General features: G+C 40.8%; 20 protein-coding genes and 1 other annotated feature. Of the genes, 2 read left to right on the top strand and 18 right to left on the bottom strand.

Features of this window, described 5'->3' with window-relative positions; all coding sequences use genetic code 11:
- Positions 1–11 precede the first annotated feature (11 nt).
- The 9 genes from arnF to btuC all read right to left on the bottom strand — a co-directional run bounded on the left by arnF (position 12) and on the right by btuC (position 9,341).
- Positions 12–419, bottom strand: a complete 408-nt coding sequence (gene arnF / locus PSF67_RS04320) for a 4-amino-4-deoxy-L-arabinose-phosphoundecaprenol flippase subunit ArnF (protein ID WP_102140641.1) — start codon at positions 417–419, stop codon at positions 12–14.
- Positions 416–763: a 4-amino-4-deoxy-L-arabinose-phosphoundecaprenol flippase subunit ArnE gene (arnE, locus tag PSF67_RS04315; protein ID WP_272676572.1), complete on the bottom strand. Its 348-nt coding sequence runs from the start codon at positions 761–763 to the stop codon at positions 416–418. The genes arnF and arnE overlap by 4 nt, the downstream gene beginning before the upstream one ends.
- Entirely contained in the window at positions 760–2,418 is a 1,659-nt protein-coding gene (gene arnT, locus PSF67_RS04310; RefSeq protein WP_195698585.1) for a lipid IV(A) 4-amino-4-deoxy-L-arabinosyltransferase, read from the bottom strand. Before arnT ends, arnE begins: the two co-directional genes overlap by 4 nt.
- 7 nt (positions 2,419–2,425) lie before the next feature.
- Complete coding sequence (arnD, locus tag PSF67_RS04305; RefSeq protein WP_166265307.1) at positions 2,426–3,319, bottom strand: 4-deoxy-4-formamido-L-arabinose-phosphoundecaprenol deformylase; 894 nt, start codon at positions 3,317–3,319, stop codon at positions 2,426–2,428.
- Positions 3,319–5,304 (bottom strand): bifunctional UDP-4-amino-4-deoxy-L-arabinose formyltransferase/UDP-glucuronic acid oxidase ArnA, encoded by a 1,986-nt coding sequence (arnA, locus tag PSF67_RS04300; protein WP_102140637.1) that lies wholly within the window; start codon positions 5,302–5,304, stop codon positions 3,319–3,321. The genes arnD and arnA overlap by 1 nt, the downstream gene beginning before the upstream one ends.
- Positions 5,304–6,296: an undecaprenyl-phosphate 4-deoxy-4-formamido-L-arabinose transferase gene (gene arnC / locus PSF67_RS04295; RefSeq protein ID WP_102140636.1), complete on the bottom strand. Its 993-nt coding sequence runs from the start codon at positions 6,294–6,296 to the stop codon at positions 5,304–5,306. The genes arnA and arnC overlap by 1 nt, the downstream gene beginning before the upstream one ends.
- Positions 6,296–7,441, bottom strand: a complete 1,146-nt coding sequence (arnB, locus tag PSF67_RS04290; protein WP_102140635.1) for a UDP-4-amino-4-deoxy-L-arabinose aminotransferase — start codon at positions 7,439–7,441, stop codon at positions 6,296–6,298. The genes arnC and arnB overlap by 1 nt, the downstream gene beginning before the upstream one ends.
- Positions 7,442–7,560: 119 nt before the next feature.
- Positions 7,561–8,334, bottom strand: coding sequence for a vitamin B12 ABC transporter ATP-binding protein BtuD (locus tag PSF67_RS04285; RefSeq protein ID WP_229597570.1), 774 nt, complete (start codon positions 8,332–8,334; stop codon positions 7,561–7,563).
- 5 nt (positions 8,335–8,339) lie between these two features.
- A complete protein-coding gene (btuC, locus tag PSF67_RS04280) occupies positions 8,340–9,341 on the bottom strand; it encodes a vitamin B12 ABC transporter permease BtuC (protein ID WP_102140649.1) in 1,002 nt (333 codons plus the stop codon).
- A gap of 112 nt (positions 9,342–9,453) precedes the next feature.
- Here btuC and PSF67_RS04275 point away from each other — a divergent pair, with 112 nt between their 5' ends.
- Complete coding sequence (locus PSF67_RS04275; protein WP_272676571.1) at positions 9,454–10,254, top strand: hypothetical protein; 801 nt, start codon at positions 9,454–9,456, stop codon at positions 10,252–10,254.
- The gene (locus tag PSF67_RS04270; RefSeq protein ID WP_272676570.1) at positions 10,218–10,562 is read left to right on the top strand and encodes a hypothetical protein; all 345 of its coding nucleotides are present in this window, start codon (positions 10,218–10,220) and stop codon (positions 10,560–10,562) included. Before PSF67_RS04275 ends, PSF67_RS04270 begins: the two co-directional genes overlap by 37 nt.
- Positions 10,563–10,614: 52 nt before the next feature.
- On the opposite strand, the gene ihfA is transcribed toward PSF67_RS04270, so the two are convergent.
- The 9 genes from ihfA to thrS all read right to left on the bottom strand — a co-directional run bounded on the left by ihfA (position 10,615) and on the right by thrS (position 18,771).
- Positions 10,615–10,911, bottom strand: coding sequence for an integration host factor subunit alpha (ihfA, locus tag PSF67_RS04265; RefSeq protein ID WP_004263721.1), 297 nt, complete (start codon positions 10,909–10,911; stop codon positions 10,615–10,617).
- A 4-nt stretch (positions 10,912–10,915) separates the two neighbouring features.
- Positions 10,916–13,303: a phenylalanine--tRNA ligase subunit beta gene (gene pheT / locus PSF67_RS04260; RefSeq protein ID WP_102139208.1), complete on the bottom strand. Its 2,388-nt coding sequence runs from the start codon at positions 13,301–13,303 to the stop codon at positions 10,916–10,918.
- A 14-nt stretch (positions 13,304–13,317) separates the two neighbouring features.
- Complete coding sequence (gene pheS, locus PSF67_RS04255) at positions 13,318–14,301, bottom strand: phenylalanine--tRNA ligase subunit alpha (RefSeq protein ID WP_102139209.1); 984 nt, start codon at positions 14,299–14,301, stop codon at positions 13,318–13,320.
- A gap of 123 nt (positions 14,302–14,424) precedes the next feature.
- Positions 14,425–14,554 (bottom strand) — a sequence feature (Phe leader region).
- A complete protein-coding gene (pheM, locus tag PSF67_RS22060; RefSeq protein WP_136134757.1) occupies positions 14,504–14,548 on the bottom strand; it encodes a pheST operon leader peptide PheM in 45 nt (14 codons plus the stop codon). (Overlaps the previous feature by 45 nt.)
- An 89-nt stretch (positions 14,555–14,643) precedes the next feature.
- Positions 14,644–15,000 (bottom strand): 50S ribosomal protein L20, encoded by a 357-nt coding sequence (gene rplT, locus PSF67_RS04250; protein WP_004263714.1) that lies wholly within the window; start codon positions 14,998–15,000, stop codon positions 14,644–14,646.
- A gap of 45 nt (positions 15,001–15,045) precedes the next feature.
- Positions 15,046–15,243, bottom strand: coding sequence for a 50S ribosomal protein L35 (gene rpmI / locus PSF67_RS04245; protein WP_004263702.1), 198 nt, complete (start codon positions 15,241–15,243; stop codon positions 15,046–15,048).
- Between the two features lie 95 nt (positions 15,244–15,338).
- Complete coding sequence (infC, locus tag PSF67_RS04240; protein WP_071524539.1) at positions 15,339–15,878, bottom strand: translation initiation factor IF-3; 540 nt, start codon at positions 15,876–15,878, stop codon at positions 15,339–15,341.
- Between the two features lie 421 nt (positions 15,879–16,299).
- On the bottom strand, positions 16,300–16,839 hold the full coding sequence (gene infC, locus PSF67_RS04235; protein ID WP_102139210.1) for a translation initiation factor IF-3: 540 nt from the start codon (positions 16,837–16,839) through the stop codon (positions 16,300–16,302).
- A 3-nt stretch (positions 16,840–16,842) separates the two neighbouring features.
- Entirely contained in the window at positions 16,843–18,771 is a 1,929-nt protein-coding gene (gene thrS / locus PSF67_RS04230; protein ID WP_102139211.1) for a threonine--tRNA ligase, read from the bottom strand.
- Positions 18,772–19,061: the final 290 nt, after the last annotated feature.

Raw genomic sequence — 19,061 nt, 5'->3', positions numbered from 1 at the left:
CAACTAAGAAATTATTCTGTTCTATCACTTGATGATTTATTGGGCCGGCTAATTAGCCATACCCCTAATAAAATAAAGCCAATACCAGTGGCCTTTAACCCTGTAGCGGGTTCATTAAACCAAGGTAAGAAAACTGCTAATAAATAAACAAAAACATAGCTTAGGCTAATAAGCGGGTAAGCTTTATTCAATGCTATGTATTTTAATGCTAATAGCCAACATAACATCGATAACGCATAACAAACTAACCCTAAAAAAATAATTCCTAAACTAGCAATATTAGCGAGTAACCAATCAAATTGTAGCCAATGCCAGCCAAGTGTGAATGAGGGTAGTTCAACTACCCCTGCTTTTAAGCTCAGTTGAGCGACTGTGACTAATAACGCACTGCCAATCACCCATAAATACCCCTTATTCATACGCTGATACTCATTAGCAAAATACCAAACATAATGGCCACAACCCCCAACCAGTGGTTAAGCCCTGTTTGCTCTTTATACATAAACTGGCCAATTAGTGTAATTAATACAAAATTAATACTTAGCATTGGATAAGCAATACTCAACGGCATGGTTTCCAATAATTTCAGCCAAAACAACATGCCAAGTCCTAGCATGAAAACTGCCAGCACCAGCCACCGAAGGGCTGATGCTGTTTTATTGGTTTTATTACTCTGCCAATTGACGACGGCTTGCTTTTGAGCCACTTGCCCAACACAGGTCAAAACGCTAACCAGCAATAACAGCAATAGTTGTGCAATCATTGTTGATGGTATACCACAATCGCCATACGTGAATTTTTAATAACTTCATCTGGTTTAGGAATGTCCGGTAACCCTTCTTTACGGCCTAATAAAAAGACAACGGTTACCTGCCCTTCTTTACGTGCTTTTTCTAACCACTGTGCAAATTGATCTGGTTTAATTAAGCGATGTTGGCTATCTGGGTATTCCAAACCATACCTTAGCTCTCCACTGCTATTGTATAAATAGATATTGGAATTTTGCGTTTCCCACGCAAGGCCTGCTGCGACCCCAACATTACTCGCCATCAAATATTTGCTATTCATCAGTAGATCATGATTTTGATGAATAAAGTTTTGAGGCAATTTAGAATCAATGGTGTTGTTCGGTAGAGCACTACCAATACACAAGCTTACAGCTAAAGAACATGATGCTGCCCATAGCCAATACTTTGCATTTAATACTGTACATAGGTAACCAATAATCGCCCAGATAGAAAATGCCACAACCCCCAATACCATTTTTGACCATTCATCAGGTTCGTACAGTGGCTTTTTGATCACCGTGCTCACGACAATTACCGCTATAACAGCTGCAATTCCTAATACAACATTAATGACCCCATTGGCTTTCAATGCGTTCATTTTACCATTACGAACGCAGTCAACCCCATACTTCGCCATAAGCAATGCCAGTGGTGCCATAAACGGCAACATATACGTGGGTAATTTACCACGGGAAATACTGAAAAAGATGACTGGGACAACAAACCAGCACAGCAAGAAAAACATATCAGGGCTAGATTTCCGTTCTTTCCAGCCTTTCATGATCGCACCCGGTAGCAAGCCTGCCCATGGGATCGCGCCAAGAATAATAATTGGAATATAATACCAAAACGGTGCTATATGCTGAGCGTCATCTGCCGTGAAACGCTTAATGTGCTCAATCCAAAAGAAATAATGCCAATAATCAGGCTCTTGTTTTGCAACTGCTAAGGCCCATGGCAAGCTGATAATAACCGCAGAAATGATTGCGAGAGGCCCATACTTAAGTAACTCAAGGAACCGCTTTTGGTAGATTGTGACAGGAAGCATGACAATCACTGGAATAGCGAGGGCTAAGAAGCCTTTAGTCATAAATGCCATGCCACACGCTAGCCCAAGACAAAGCCATGCTGCTAATTTAGATTTGACTTCCCTCGACTTCATTGCCCATAAGCAACAAAACATACTTGCTGCTATCCATAAGGACAACATTGGGTCGAGCACACTGTAGGTCCCGATGGAGAACACTAAGAACATCGAGATATAAATGAGGCTTGCAACATAAGCAACGTGGTTATTACGCCACATCATTTTTGCCATACGATAGACAAGTAATGCACTAAGAAGAATACAAAAAACCGAACCAAAACGAACAGCAAAGTTAGTTTCACCAAAGATCATTTGGCTAATATTGTTTATCCAGTAACCTGCTACTGGCTTTTCAAAATAACGCACATCCAGCATGTAAGGAACAACCCAATCTCCACGCTGTAACATTTCACGGCTAATTTCTGCATATCGTGTTTCATCTGGTTGCCAAAGTAAACGGCTATCTAACGGCAACAAATAGGTTAAGATAAAAAAAAGAGCCAGCAGAGAGGCTCCTACTTTGCTCGCTCGGTTATTCAACATAGGTTGCTTATTCCTCTTCTTGGCAGCCTAACCAGCCTTCACGTCCGGGGAATGGTGCCCTCACCACACGCCCTTTTGGCAATGAATTCAAATCATCTGGCAGTAATTCACTTAATGTACAGAATTGGATTTCTTCTTGAGTAATTCGTTCCAATAATTGTGAAAATTGTTCCGATTTGGACATTCCTTCCACTTCTGTGTGGATAGTATAAACTGGAACGCCTTGATCTTCTTTAATTGCTTGAAGAATAAAATCATTAAATGCGTCATCACTCACGACTGTTCCTACAACTTCATCGTAAGTCGGCAGTGTGACAGGGATTTGAACTGTCCCAAGTGAGTCATCGGCTAAAATTGGCCTAAATGGATATTTACCACGACAATCACTATTGTAGTCAAAGTTAAACATTTGTTTAACTTCTAACACTCGCTCATCACCTCGCCAACCAGCAACGGCCGAACAAGTCACACGATGCCCAATGGCTTGCTCTAACGCATCAACACCTAACTTAACTTGCTCAGTCAGCTGTGATTTGCTCCATTTGGCAACTTTAGCCTGCCAACCTTGATGATCCCATGCATGTAAGCCAACTTCATGGCCAGCATCCAAAGTTTGTTTCATCAAGTAGCCTAAATCCTTAGCAATTTTTTTACCCGGCCATGCTGTGCCCGCTAATAAGATATCTAACCCATAAAGGGATGCTGCGTTCGACCTAAGCATTTTCCACAGAAATTTAGGACGCAAAAGGCGCCATAAATGGCGCCCCATGTTATCGGGTCCTACACTGAAGAAAAAGCTGGCCTGAATATTATGCTCTTTGAGCACTTTGAGTAACTGTGGAACCCCTTTTAAAGTACCTTGGTAGGTGTCCACATCAATTCTCAAGCCAACTTTTTTCATTAGTCTTTATTACCTAACTCTTCAACTGCACCTTGTAAGAAGAAATCTAATGTTTCTTCAATGGTATCTTTCATATCGATAGTTGGAACCCAATCAAGTAAACGACGTGCATTTTCAACACTTGGTTTACGGTGTTCAACATCTTGATACCCTTGGCCATAATAGCTGCTGCTTTCGATTTCACGGAAGCCCGCAAATGGAGGGAATTTTCCACGTTGTGGGTGTTTTTCGAAGCTTTCCAACAACATTTCTGCTAATTCACGAATACTCGCTTCATTTGTTGGATTACCGATATTGATGATCTGGCCATCACATTTACCATCTTTATTTTCGATGATACGGAACAATGCTTCGATACCGTCTTTAATATCTGTAAAGCAACGTTTTTGTGCGCCACCGTCAACCAGTTTAATTGGCGAGCCTTCAACTAAGTTTAGAATTAACTGAGTAATAGCGCGTGAGCTACCAATACGTGCAGAATTCAAGCTATCTAAGCGAGGTCCCATCCAGTTGAATGGACGGAATAAGGTGAATTTCAAACCTTCTTTCGCACCGTATGCCCAAATCACTCGGTCAAGTAATTGTTTAGAAACTGAGTAAATCCAACGTTGTTTATTGATTGGACCAACAATTAAACGTGACTCATCTTCATCAAACTCTTTATCATCACACATACCATAAACTTCAGATGTCGATGGGAAGATGATACGTTTGTTATATTTCACGCAGTAACGTACAACTTTCAAGTTTTCTTCAAAGTCTAATTCGAAAACGCGTAGTGGGTTACGGGTATATTCAATTGGCGTCGCAATCGCAACCAGAGGGAGAATAACATCACATTTTTTGATGTGGTATTCAATCCATTCTGTATGGATGCTAACGTCACCTTCAATAAAGTGGAAACGTGGGTTACCAATGAAACGCTCAATTGCAGAAGAGCCGATATCCATACCATAGATATCGTAGTTGCCATCTTTTAACAGGCGTTCTGTTAAATGGTTACCAATAAAGCCATTCACACCTAAAATAAGAACACGTGTGCGACGCTTAACTTGTGCTGTTGGTTTCGCACCAACGCGGACATCAGTCACAATCCCCATTTCGTTAGCAAGGCGGTTACCTTGCATATATAAACCTGTCTCACTTTGGCCGCTAACAACTTCGATAGCACCTTGGCCACAAGCGATACGCAGTGGGTCACTCGAAAGTACCGTACCTGCTGGTTTACCTTGGTTGTCATCTAAAACGCGTGCGCGCCAGATAACCATTTTACGTGCACCTAAATAAGTGAACGCACCTGGATAAGGTTCAGTCACTGCACGAATCAAGCAGTTAACTTCTTTTGCGCTGTTGTTCCAGTTAATCAAGCCATCTTCAGCGGTACGACGACCAAAGTACGTTGCTTGGCTTTCATCTTGCGCAACGGCTTTGTAACTACCTGCTTCGATTAATGGCAGTGTTTTATCCAATAAAACTTCCGCTGCTTCACGGACTTTCGCATGTAAAGTCAGGCTAGTGTCTGTATCGGTAATAACCACTTTTTCTTGAGCAATGATATCGCCAGCATCTGCCTTAGCGACCATTTTATGTAAGGTTACACCTGTTTCGCTTTCACCTTTTAATAATGCCCAATTAATAGGTGCACGGCCGCGATATTTAGGTAGCAATGAGCCATGTAGATTAAACGCACCTTTAGGCGCGATAGCTAACAGCTCTTCACTTAACATATCACGATAGTAGAAAGAGAAAATGACATCGGGTTTCATTTCGCGAATACGTTCAATCCACAATGGGTGATTAACGTTTTCAGGCGCAAAAACAGGAAGTTCCATGTCAGCACTTAAACGCGCAACTGAGGAGTAAAAGTGGTTTTCATTTGGGTCATCAGTGTGTGTAAACACTGCTTGGATATCAAAACCTGCTTTTTCAAGCGCTTTTAGCCCTACGCAGCCAATATCATGATAGGCAAAAACAATAGCTTTCATTAGTCTTCTTCCTGATTTTTGTCGGATTTCGCATCTGCTCCAACGACTTTTTGAATAAAATAACGAGGTCTCGCGCGCACATCATTGTAGATCCTACCGATGTATTCGCCCAGTAGCCCCATGGCAACAAATTGCGCACCAATAAACATAAAGAGTACTGCAAACAGAGTGAATACGCCATCTGCAGCCCACTCTGCGCCAAAAATTAAACGCAATGCAATTAACAATACCGCTAATAAAAAACCGCCAATCGCGATAACACTTCCGACAACACTCAATAAACGCAGTGGTGCCGTAGTTAGGCAAGTTAATAAGTCATACATTAAATTAATCAGCTTCATAAAGCTGTATTTAGAATCACCAAACTCACGTTCTGCATGCGCTACATCAATTTCAATGGTTCTACGTGCAAATGTATTTGCTAAAATAGGAATAAATGTACTTCTTTCATGGCACTGCAACATCGCTTGAATGATATGACGACGGTATGCACGAAGCATACAACCGTAATCGCCCATTGAACGCCCAGTTGCTTTCGTGATCATCGCATTAATCATTTTAGAGGCTGTTTTGCGAAACCAAGAGTCTTGGCGATTCGCACGGCGCGTACCAACTACATCATAACCTTGCATTGCAGTTTGGACTAAACGTGGGATTTCCTCTGGTGGATTTTGTAAGTCTGCATCCAAAGTAATCACTAAGTCGCCATCAGCTTGGTTAAAGCCCGCCATAATAGCAGAATGTTGACCGTAATTGCGGTTTAAAATAATTGCAATGACGTGGTTATCAGGATTTTCCGCTGCTTCTGTAAGCATTTGTGCTGAACGATCGCTACTACCATCATCAACTAGAATTAATTCATAGGATTGAGTTAATTGTTTACATGACTTAATAGTACGTTCCAATAACTGTGGTAAGCTCTGCTCTTCATTATAGACAGGGATTACTACTGAGACTTTTTTAATCTCATCAAATTCATCTGCGTGTGACACTATTTTGACTCCAAAAGAACTGCTTCTACAGCTTTAACAACCCGTTCAACATCTGCATCAGTCATATCGGGAAATAAAGGTAACGAACACAATGTGGCGCTATTCCATGTTGATTCTGGTAAAACTAATTCAGGATATTTTTCGCGATAATATTTTTGAGTATGTGCAGCGCGAAAATGCAACCCTGTTCCAATATCATGCTCTTTCAATTTTTCCATGAATGTATCGCGATCAATGCCACATTCGGCTTTATCAACACGTACCATAAATAAGTGATTCGCATGTAAATGTGAGTAACTAGGGACACTCAACATTTGTAAAGGGGAGTTTTTCAGTAACTCACGATAACGAGCCGTAAGCTCAGCACGACGCTGATTCAATTGCTCTACTCGTGATAGCTGCACTACGGCTATTGCGGCATGGATATCAGACAAATTATATTTAAAACCGGGCTCAACAACTTCAGCTTGTGGTTTGCGGCCTTGCATTTGCCTATCAAATGCGTCAACGCCTAGGCCGTGGAATTTAAGTGTGCGCACACGCTGAGCAAGCTCATCGTCGTCTGTTGCAACTAACCCACCTTCCGCACAGGTCACGTTTTTAATCGCGTGAAATGAGAAAATAGACGTTCCCTTTTCACCAATCCACTCGTTTTTATATCGTGTACCAACGGCATGCGCAGCGTCTTCGATTAAAGCCACACCCGCTTTTTGAGCAATTAAGCGTAACGCGTCTAAATCACAAGGTGCCCCAGCATAGTGTACTGGAATAATTGCTTTGGTTTTTTCCGTTAACGCATTTTCCACCGCTTCAGGTTGGATCATCAGTGTGTCGCGATCAACATCAATCATGACAGGTGTTGCCCCAAGCAACTCAATCATATTGATTGTTGACACCCAAGTTTGAGAAGGTGTAATAACTTCATCACCAGGACCAATACCCAATGCCATTAATACAACATGCATACCTGCTGTTGCTGATGACAATGCAATTGCATGTTTGCAGCCATAGCGCTTACAAAAATCGTCTTCTAGCTGATGATTCTGTGGGCCCGTTGTTATCCAGCCTGAACGCAGAACGTTTTCTACTGCTTTGACCTCTTCATCACCAATTGCCGGTTTTGAAAATGGTAAGAAATTGCTCATATTGTTTATAGCCTAGTTTTCATTGTGAATAGAATATTCTAGTTAATTATACTTTAACCGAACCTCAACACCTGCAAACATTGCGGTATTATCATGCAAAAAGGTGTGATACAAACAACTCATTGCGCATCGACTAAATTTATAACCTGCCATACTCGGTGAGATGTGCTGTGCGCTAACTTAATTTCAGACATAAATATGTCAGATAATTTTTTTTCTGTCATGACGCACTCTGGTTTCCCTATTGCAACTAACTGCCCTTGTTTCATCATCCAAATACAAGATGCATTTTTATACGAATGACTAAGGTCATGACCACTCATTATAACGGTTCCTAAGCAATCACAAAAATATTTAATCCATTTATCAAGCATTGATTGCTGAATAATGTCTAAATTATTGGTTGGCTCATCCAATAATATAAATTTTCCTTCGCATTGCTGGCTGTCCCAGACCTGCAAAAATGCAGCTATAATTCGAACTCTCTGCCATTCTCCACCAGAAAGTTGGCTAATAGGCTTACTTAATAGTGATGTGAGTTGAAAGTCTGTACATAATCGTTCAAAAATACCTGTAGAAAATATAGTGTTAGGCGAAAACAGGCCAACATATTGAAAAACTTTAAGTATAGGGGGGGAGTTAACCAATTGTGAAAGATAAGCACGTTGTTGGCTCAATTGAGCAATACGATACTGCCGTATACTTTTTCCACCTATTAAAATATCGCCATCCACAGGTAAATAGCCACTTATTGCAGCTAACAATGTGCTTTTCCCCGCACCATTAGCACCCAATAGATGAATTTGTTGTCCAGCCAGCACTTGAGTTGAAACATTAACTAGTCGAGTATCGATGGTAATATTTTTAATATCAATAATCAGTTTATTATCCATCACTTTTACCGCCATTGTTGGTGACGAATTAACAAGAAAATAAATATCGGTGCCCCTAGCGTTGCCGTAATAACACCAATAGGAACTTCAGCATTGGCAATTAATAACCGAGACAGTAAATCTGCAGTTAATAACCCTAACGCCCCCGCCACAGCAGAACCAATTAATAATACGCGGTTATCTGTTAAACCGCTTAATCTCAATATATGAGGAATAACTAAACCAATAAAACTTATTGCCCCTGCTATCGCCACACTAAGACCAATTAATACACCACTAATAATAATTAATATAACGCGCCATTTATGAATTGAGATACCTAATTGATAGGCTTGTACCGTTCCCAATGAAAGATAATTTAGTATATTTCCTTGAAAAAGTGCCCAAATTAAAAATGGTAAACAGCCAATAACAAGGCCAATTTGGTGCCAACCAATCCCACTAAAACTTCCCATCATCCAATACAATAACTGTCGCAAATCAAGATTACTGCTCATATACACCATCCATGTCATACAGGCACCACTAATCACACCGAGTGCAACACCGACAAGCAATAAACTGGAGTTATTCAAGTTCTTACGACGAGCAAAATAGAGCAATATGGAAGTAAAAAATAGTGCTCCCATAATTGAGCTAATACTTAATAGCCAATAATGCGTCACGCCTGAAGACAATAGTACCGTAAATACCACAGCAACACCCGCACCATTGCTTACTCCCAATAATCCTGGTTCGGCTAATGGGTTCTCAAATAAGGCTTGCATGATAGCGCCTGTGACTGCAAGAGAAGCACCGACAATTATCACGGCTAATAGGCGTGGAAAACGAATTTGCCAAACAAAAAGCTGGGCACTTTCCCCTACCAATTGGTTTGGCCAATACCATATTTCCCCAACACAAAGGTAAAAAACGGATACGATACACAGACTGATAACCACCATAATAATCAAGCGTAAATCTGTTACCTTCTGTATATTTTTCAAACGCTCCAGTTGGTTAGTTATCATGATAATAAATGTTTTTTCATTAGGTTAAGGAATTATAGCTTTTTATGTAAGAGATAGCATATGAATGAATCTAAACTCATTTTGATTTTTTTACTTTGGAGTAATACATATGATTTTTTCTAAAATAAATAATGATGCAAATACTATACACCCTAATAAAGCACAATCGTCTGAGCAAAGAAAAAATACGTCTTTTACTCATTCGATAAAGGCCATTAAAAATACAGGAATGAATTTTTTTATATCTACTTATCAAAAATTCACATTCATGCTAAGACATATCTTTGATAAAATTAAGATTATAGATAACCCAGTATACGTTAAAAATACTACAAGCTTACCACTATCTGTCAATAACCCCCCCCCTGCCGACTCTGTAAATCAACATCTTGTCCCAGTTCATACTGAGCAGCCCCAGAAATACAGCGGACTTAAAATAAGTAATTTGTCAAACCATAGCTCAGTTAAAAAAGAGGCTTGTGATGCCGAAAGGATCTACTTAAAAAATCAGAAATTAATCAACCAGTATCCTGACGTACCCGAGGATAAAAAAACAGAATTTCATTCCATGAATACGATGATTTTTGATTTACTAAGTAGCCCGACACATATTAAACAAGAAGGTATCTTCAGGAAGAGCGGTGCTAGTACTAAGATATCTAATCTTTTAGTGAAACTCACCAATAACCCAAGCTTTAGTCAACAAGCACTAGAAGATAATCACTTGACGCAAGATGAACTTACTGGTGCGATTAAAGCATTACGAAACAAAATATTAATCAAGCAGCCAAATGAAGAACACAAACTTAAAGAATTAATAAATATAAGGAATCAATCCATCAAGAAAATGAAACAAAAGAACATGTTAAAAATATGGCGCCGAACAAGCGAGATAAAATTTTACGGATAGCCAAAAACAATGCGGATGAAAGATTACCTGAGCAGCTAGAACTACCATTGCATCTACAAATTTGTATGCCACTGTTTGTTAAAATTGCTATGCATTCAAAAGAAAACAAAATGGAACCAGAGAATATTGCCATAGCTATTGGCGGAGGGTTGTCATCAAATAAAAGAACAGCTGATGAAGAAAATAATTTCAATAAATTAAGTAAAGCGAAACAAACTACATTCATGATGGAAGAAAGAGCTCTTCATGATTACGCGAATAAACTTCTTACGACGCTAATAGATAGAGAACTAAAACAATTTGTGTGACCCAAAAACAAAAGACCGCCTAGGCGGTCTTTTTTCATATCAAACGATATAATTACTCTTTCGGCGTTGCTTTTTCTACACGGCTTTTTAATTTTTGGCCTGGGCGGAAAGTAACAACACGGCGTGCAGTAATTGGAATATCTTCCCCAGTTTTTGGGTTACGTCCGGGACGTTGATTTTTATCACGTAAATCAAAGTTACCGAATCCAGATAATTTTACTTGCTCACCATTTTCTAAGGAAAGGCGAACCTCTTCAAAGAAAGTTTCGACAAGGTCTTTAGCATCACGTTTGCTAACACCCAGTTTTTCAAACAAATTTTCTGACATTTCAGCTTTAGTAAGCGCCATAGGTTTAGTCCCTCAAGGAGGCTTGGAATCGCTGTTTTAACGCAGCAATACACAGATCAACGGTAGCAGTGATCTCTTCTTCTTCCATAGTACGCTGGGTATCCTGGAAGACAAGACTGATAGCAAGGCTCTTATAGCCATCTGCTATTCCTTCACCACAGTACACATCAAATAAGTTTATGCCAACTATATGATTTATGCCAACTTTTTTACACTCTGCTAAAACTTCAGCAGCAGCCACATCTTCTGGCACGACAACAGCGATGTCACGGCGGTTCGATGGATAGCGCGAAATCGCCTTAGCTTCAGGAATAACACGTTGTGCTATCGCATCACTACGAACCTCAAACACCACCGTACGACCATTTAAATCGAGTTTGCGTTCTAATTCTGGGTGAACCACACCAATAAAGCCAATGTGTTCATTTTCCAGATAAATCCCAGCACTTTGACCTGGATGCAATGCAGGATGTGCCTCAGATTTAAATGTAATTTGATTTAGTTTCCCAGTCAATTCAAAAACAGCTTCAAGATCACCTTTTAAGTCAAAGAAGTCAACAACTTGTTTATCTAATGACCAATGTTCTTCAAATCTATTGCCTGTAATCACCCCTGCAAGCATTGGTTCCTGACGGATCCCATATTCTGCTTGATTATCAGGAATAAAGCGCAGACCTGTCTCAAATAAACGAATTCTATTTTGCTGACGATTCTGATTATAGACAACGGTTCCTAATAAACCAGTCAGTAACGATAAACGCATCGCTGACATATCAACAGAAATCGGGTTAGGTAAAAGCAACGCATCTTGTTGTGGGTGCAGTAAAGCTTGAACTTTAGGGTCAACAAAACTATAAGTGATTGCTTCTTGATAACCACGGTCAACTAACATTGCTTTAATACGTTTTAAAGGTAGGTTAGCTTCTTTGTGATTAGTCATGGTCAAATCAGCACGTAATGGCACATCAGGGATGCTGTTATAACCATAAACACGAGCGACTTCTTCCACTAAGTCTTCTTCGATTTGCATATCGAAGCGCCAACTTGGGGCGACAACATCCCATGTATTAGCAGAAACAGTGACTTTGCACCCTAAACGCGTCAAAATATCAGTAACTAACTCATCTTCAATAAAGTGACCAATCAAACGGTCTAATTTATTGCGCGTCAGTTTAATATTTGCGGCTTTTGGTAAATGCTGTTCACTGGTTACATCAATAATTTCACCGACTTCACCACCACAAATCTCAACAATTAGCGCAGTAGCACGTTCAATCGCTTTAAACTGTAATTGAGGGTCAACACCACGCTCAAAACGGTGAGATGCATCAGTGTGCAAACCGTAATTACGTGCACGACCTGTGATCGATAATGGGTCGAAGAATGCACACTCTAATAAAATATTTTTGGTTTCCGTATTAACACCTGAGTGTTCACCGCCAAAAATACCTGCAATCCCCAGTGCTTTTGATTCATCAGCAATCACTAATGTGTCTGATTTTAGCGTTGCTTCACTGCCATCAAGGAGAACCAGTTTCTCCCCTTCTTTTGCCATGCGAGCAACAATAGCACCATCTAAACGGTCTAGATCATAAGCGTGTTGAGGCTGACCCAATTCTAATAAGACGTAGTTGGTAATATCCACAACCGCGTCAATAGAACGGACGCCACCACGGCGCAACTTTTCTTTCATCCACAATGGCGTTGGCGCTGACACATCAATATTTTTGATCACACGGCCTAAGAAACGTGGGCACGCATTAGGTGCTTCTACTCGAATTGGGAAAGTGTCTTTTGTGGTCACGGATACTGTATTAATAGCAGGCTCATTCAACGCTAATTTATTAATAACAGCGACATCACGTGCAACCCCAAGAATACTTAAGCAATCTGCACGGTTAGGTGTAATGCTGATTTCAATCGCATTATCATCAAGTTTTAGATATTCACGAATATCGGTACCGATAGTGGCATCTAGAGGCAATTCAATAATTCCGCTGTGGTCATCAGAAATACCCAGCTCAGAATAAGAACACAGCATACCTTCAGAAGGCTCGCCACGTAGTTTTGCCGCTTTAATTTTAAAATCACCCGGTAATACCGCACCAACCGTTGCAACAGCAACTTTTAAGCCTTGACGGCAGTTTGGTGCACCACAGACGATATCTAATAAACGCTCACCGCCTACGTTAACTTTTGTAACGCGCAGTTTGTCTGCATTTGGGTGTTGACCACACTCAACCACTTCACCAACAACAACGCCGTGAAATTGGCCAGCAACTGCATCTACACCATCAACTTCCAAACCCGCCATCGTGATTTGGTCAGATAATGCTTCACTACTGATCGCCGGATTTACCCATTCGCGTAACCATAGTTCACTGAATTTCATGAGATAGACCCGCCTTATTTAAACTGTTTGAGGAAACGAAGATCATTTTCGAAGAATGCACGTAGGTCAGAAACACCGTAACGTAGCATTGTTAAGCGCTCCATCCCCATACCAAAGGCAAATCCAGAGTAGACTTCAGGGTCAATACCTACATTACGCAATACATTTGGATGAACCATTCCGCAGCCTAATACTTCTAACCATTTACCATTTTTACCCATAACATCAACTTCCGCTGAAGGTTCGGTGAATGGGAAATATGATGGTCGAAAACGTACTTGAACTTCCTCTTCAAAGAAGTTATTCAAGAAATCATGCAATGTGCCTTTTAGATTGGTAAAGCTGATATCTTTATCAACAATCAGGCCTTCTGTTTGATGGAACATAGGTGTATGCGTTTGGTCGTAATCATTACGATATACACGACCCGGGGCAATGATACGAATCGGTGGTTGTTGACCATTCATTGTACGGATTTGTACACCTGATGTTTGCGTACGCAATAAGCGTTTTGCATCAAACCAAAAAGTATCGTGGTCTGCACGCGCAGGGTGGTGAGCAGGAATATTTAGCGCATCAAAGTTATGATAGTCATCTTCGATTTCTGGGCCTGTTTCAACAGAGAAACCTAATTCGCCAAAAAATTCTTCAATTCGCTGAATTGTACGGGTCACTGGGTGTAACCCACCATTTTCCATTCGACGCCCTGGTAATGACACGTCAATTTTTTCTGATACCAGACGTGCATTAAGGATTTCAGCTTGCATCGCGTCCTTACGGGCGTTCAGAGCATCTTGAACCTGTACTTTAGCTTCATTTATCACAGCCCCTGCTGCTGGACGTTCCTCAGCAGGCAGTTCACGCAACGTTTTCATCTGTAGTGTGAAATGGCCGCTCTTGCCTAAATATTCAACACGCACTGATTCCAACGTAGCAACATCTTGGGCCTGTTCAATGGCTGCTTTTGCCTGTGCAACCAACTCAGCGAGATGTGGCATTGTTTCCCCTTTATGACCAATTGGTCTTTTTGCTAGTTATTCACTATATATATTAAGCTTCACATTCCATTTGGTAATGAATGAATACTTAACTGATTTTACTTTACTTAATCTAAAACTAGAAACAAAAAAGCCTCCCTAAGGAGGCTTTAGCGTAATCTTTCATTTCTTCTTTCTATTTACGCGCAAAAGCCCCCGATATTCAGGTGCTAAAGTAAAAAAAGAAACGAAAAATAACAGAATGCATGTAACTAACTCTCAATAACTGACTGTATCTAAAGTATTAACACAAATAACTATAAATGAAAAGAGGAAGTTACCCTCCTCTTTTCAAGCAAACAATTAAGCTAAAGCGCCTTTCGCTTTTTCTACTAAAGCAGTGAATGCTGCTTTATCGAAAACTGCGATGTCTGCTAAGATCTTACGGTCGATTTCAATTGAAGCTTTTTTCAAGCCATTGATGAAACGGCTGTAAGACAGACCGTTCTGACGAGCCGCAGCGTTGATACGTGCGATCCACAGTTGACGGAACTGACGTTTACGTTGACGGCGGTCACGGTAAGCGTATTGACCAGCTTTAATTACCGCCTGAAACGCTACGCGGTAAACACGTGAACGTGCACCATAGTAACCTTTCGCCTGCTTCAGAATTTTTTTGTGACGTGCACGTGCGATTACACCACGTTTTGCGCGAGCCATAGCTATCTCCTATCGTCTTTTATCTTAATTAACTAAATTGTTTACTTATGCGTAAGGCAGGCAGGCTACTACCAGACCCAGATCGCCCTTAGATACCATTCCTTTCGGACGTAAATGGCGTTTACGCTTAGTTGACTTTTTAGTCAGAATATGACGAAGGTTTGCATGCTTACGCTTAAAGCCACCGCCTGCAGTTTTTTTAAAGCGCTTTGCTGCGCCACGTACAGTTTTAATCTTTGGCATTTCTTTTATTTCCAACTTCGCATTGTGATTAACTACGAATTAATTAGGCGAATAACATCTATATTGCTATAAACGAATATTACTTGCAGGCCTAATTATTTCTTCTTCGGTGCCAGCACCATGATCATCTGACGTCCTTCAATTCTTGAAGGGAAAGATTCCACGGATGCCAGCTCTTCCAGATCAGCTTTGATGCGGTTAAGCATTTCCAGACCGATCTGCTGGTGAGCCATTTCACGACCGCGAAAACGCAGCGTAACTTTAGCTTTATCACCATCTTCTAGAAAGCGAGTCAGGTTGCGTAGTTTGACCTGATAATCACCTTCATCTGTACCAGGGCGGAATTTAATTTCCTTCACCTGAACAACTTTTTGTTTCTTTTTTTGCTCTTTTTGAGATTTGCTCTTCTCATAAAGGAATTTGCCGTAATCCATGATACGACAAACTGGCGGTTCAGCATTTGGGCTGATTTCAACGAGGTCTACACCTGCTTCTTCAGCTTTTTCAAGCGCTTCGCGTGCGCTCATGATGCCTAACTGTTCACCGTCTAAACCTGTTAAACGGACCTCTGGAACACGAATTTCATCATTGATACGATTTGGACGTGTTGTTGGGATTCTTTTTCCGCCTTTAATACTTCATTCCTCCAATTGGATAAAGAGATTTGCTTCTCTCAAGCAAATACACCCGTCACTCAATAGTTACTACTTGACGCATGTACGATATTCTTAGTTTGCCCTAATGCGCTATGCGCTGACAAAGTGATTCGACCGCGGATTTTAATGCTTCTTGCTGGATTACTCAAGTAATTCTTGCAATAAATCATTCTGAACTGTTTGAAAACTTGGCTTTTGAGGCCAATTATCGCTTTGACACAATTACTTTGATTCATTAATGAAGAAAATAACAAGACGTTAAATATACCGATTACCTTAGCTGGTATGGCATTACTTTCATCAATAATAAAATTTTTCATCACGAATAAAACAGAGAAGCAGCGCCCAAATGAGCGCTGCTAGACTCTAGCAATACTTCGCTATAACCATACTGGCTTAATTATTTTTTCTTTGGTGCCAATACCATGATCATCTGGCGTCCTTCAATCCTTGATGGGAATGATTCAACTGATGCCAGTTCATCCAGATCGGTTTTGATGCGGTTAAGCACTTCTAAGCCAATCTGTTGGTGAGCCATTTCGCGACCACGAAAACGCAGTGTTACTTTAGCTTTGTCACCGTCTTCCAAAAAGCGAATTAAACTACGTAGTTTAACTTGGTAGTCGCCTTCGTCTGTTCCTGGACGGAATTTAATTTCCTTCACTTGAACAACTTTTTGTTTTTTCTTTTGTTCTTTTTGAGACTTACTCTTCTCATAAAGATATTTACCGTAGTCCATGATACGACAAACTGGCGGCTCGGCATTTGGGCTGATTTCGACTAAATCGACACCAGCTTCTTCTGCTTTAAAGAGGCCTTCACGCACACTCATTACGCCAAGTTGTTCACCGTCTAAACCAGTGACACGGATTTCTGTTGCGCGAATTTCATCGTTAATACGATTTGGACGCGCCGTTGGGAGTTTTTTTCCGCCTTTAATACCTTATTCCTCCATCTGATTGAGTTGACGACTGCGGATCTCTTCAAGCAGTTTTGTCATGAATTCGTTGACATCAAGGCTACCTAAGTCTTTACCACGACGGGTACGTACAGCAACTTTACCTGATTCAACTTCTTTATCACCACATACTAACATGTAAGGGACGCGACGCAGCGTGTGTTCACGGATCTTAAAGCCGATTTTCTCGTTACGTAAGTCCGCTTTCGCACGAATGCCAACACTTTGCAGCTTGCTAACTAATTCTTGAACATAGTCTGCTTGACTATCAGTAATGTTCATTACGACCACTTGCTGTGGTGCTAACCATGTTGGGAAAAAGCCCGCATACTCTTCTGTTAAGATACCAATGAAGCGTTCTAGTGAACCTAACACAGCACGGTGGATCATCACAGGAACGATACGTTCGTTATTTTCACCTACATAGGAAGCTGTTAAACGGCCCGGCAAGAAGAAGTCTAACTGGACAGTACCACATTGCCATGCACGGTCAAGGCAGTCATACAGCGTAAACTCGATTTTCGGACCATAAAATGCACCTTCACCTGGTTGGTATTCAAATTCAATACCTTTTGATTTCAGGGCATTAGCCAAATCTTCTTCCGCTCTGTCCCACATATCGTCAGTGCCGATACGTTTTTCAGGGCGAGTTGATAGTTTTACAACAATTTTTTCGAAACCGAAAGTTGCATAAACATCATAAATCATTTCAATACAGCTGGTTACTTCACTTAAGATTTGCTCTTCAGTACAGAAGATATGTGCATCATCCTGAGTAAAGCCACGCACACGCATTAAGCCGTGCAACGCACCTGATGGCTCATTACGGTGACAGCTACCAAATTCTGCCATGCGCAATGGTAAGTCACGATATGATTTCAAACCTTGGTTGAAAATCTGTACGTGACCCGGGCAGTTCATTGGTTTGACACAATATTCACGGTTTTCAGATGAAGTCGTGAACATGGCATCTTTATAGTTATCCCAGTGACCTGTTTTTTCCCATAATACGCGGTCCATCATAAATGGCCCTTTCACTTCCTGATAATTATAGGCCTTCAGTTTAGTGCGTACAAAGGTTTCCAGTTCACGGAAAATTGTCCAACCGTCATTATGCCAGAAAGCCATACCCGGCGCTTCTTCTTGCATATGGTATAAATCTAATTGTTTACCAATTTTACGGTGGTCACGCTTAGCTGCTTCTTCTAAACGTAATAAATAGGCTGCTAATTGTTTTTTATCAGCCCATGCGGTGCCGTAAATACGTTGCAGCATTTTGTTATCGCTGTTACCACGCCAGTATGCGCCAGCCACTTTCTGTAATTTAAAATGGTGGCAAAAACGCATGTTTGGTACGTGTGGACCGCGACACATGTCAACATATTCTTCGTGATGATATAAACCTGGGCGGTCATCTTGACTAATATTTTGATCTAAAATTTCAACTTTATAGTCTTCGCCACGGGCAACGAAAGTTTCACGAGCTTCGCTCCAAGAAACACGTTTTTTCACCACCTCATAATCTGTTTTGGCAAGCTCAAGCATACGCTTTTCAAGCTTTTCCAAGTCTTCCTGCGTCAGCATGTGGTCTAAATCGACATCATAGTAAAAACCATTGTCGATAGTAGGACCAATCGCCATTTTCGTATTTGGCCATAATTGCTTGATGGCATGGCCTAACAGGTGAGCACAAGAGTGACGAATAATTTCGAGTCCGTCTTCATCCTTGCTCGTAATAATGGACACGTTTGCATCATGTTCAATTATTTCACATGCATCAACACGTTCACCATTAATTCGACCCGCGATACAGGCTTTAGCTAAACCCGCTCCGATGTCACGAGCAACATCCATCACTGAAACGGGATGGTCAAACTGACGCTGACTTCCATCAGGAAGAGTAATAACAGGCATTAAAAAATCCTTATCAGCAGTGGTGACCCACACGAAAGATCACTTGCTTGATTATTCCAAAGTTATAAATCAATACGTTACTAACGATTTCTCACTTCACTATGCAAGATATGTACACAAATATGGGCAGCTTAAGCGCCCTATTTCGTTACATCGTGAGTAACTCAACTACTAATGATAACACAGACCTATTTTATGGCGATAGCGTAATGCCGCTAATTGTTATTCTTCATCTGAAAAATCAACACCTTCCCGATTAAATGGCGAATAAGCTATCTAATGCAGGAAAT

Source organism: Providencia sp. PROV076 (assembly GCF_028483405.1).
Classification (GTDB): Bacteria; Pseudomonadota; Gammaproteobacteria; order Enterobacterales; family Enterobacteriaceae; genus Providencia; species Providencia huaxiensis.
The sequence above is the reverse complement of the archived record's forward strand: the minus strand, read 5'-3'. Positions and strand labels throughout refer to the sequence as shown.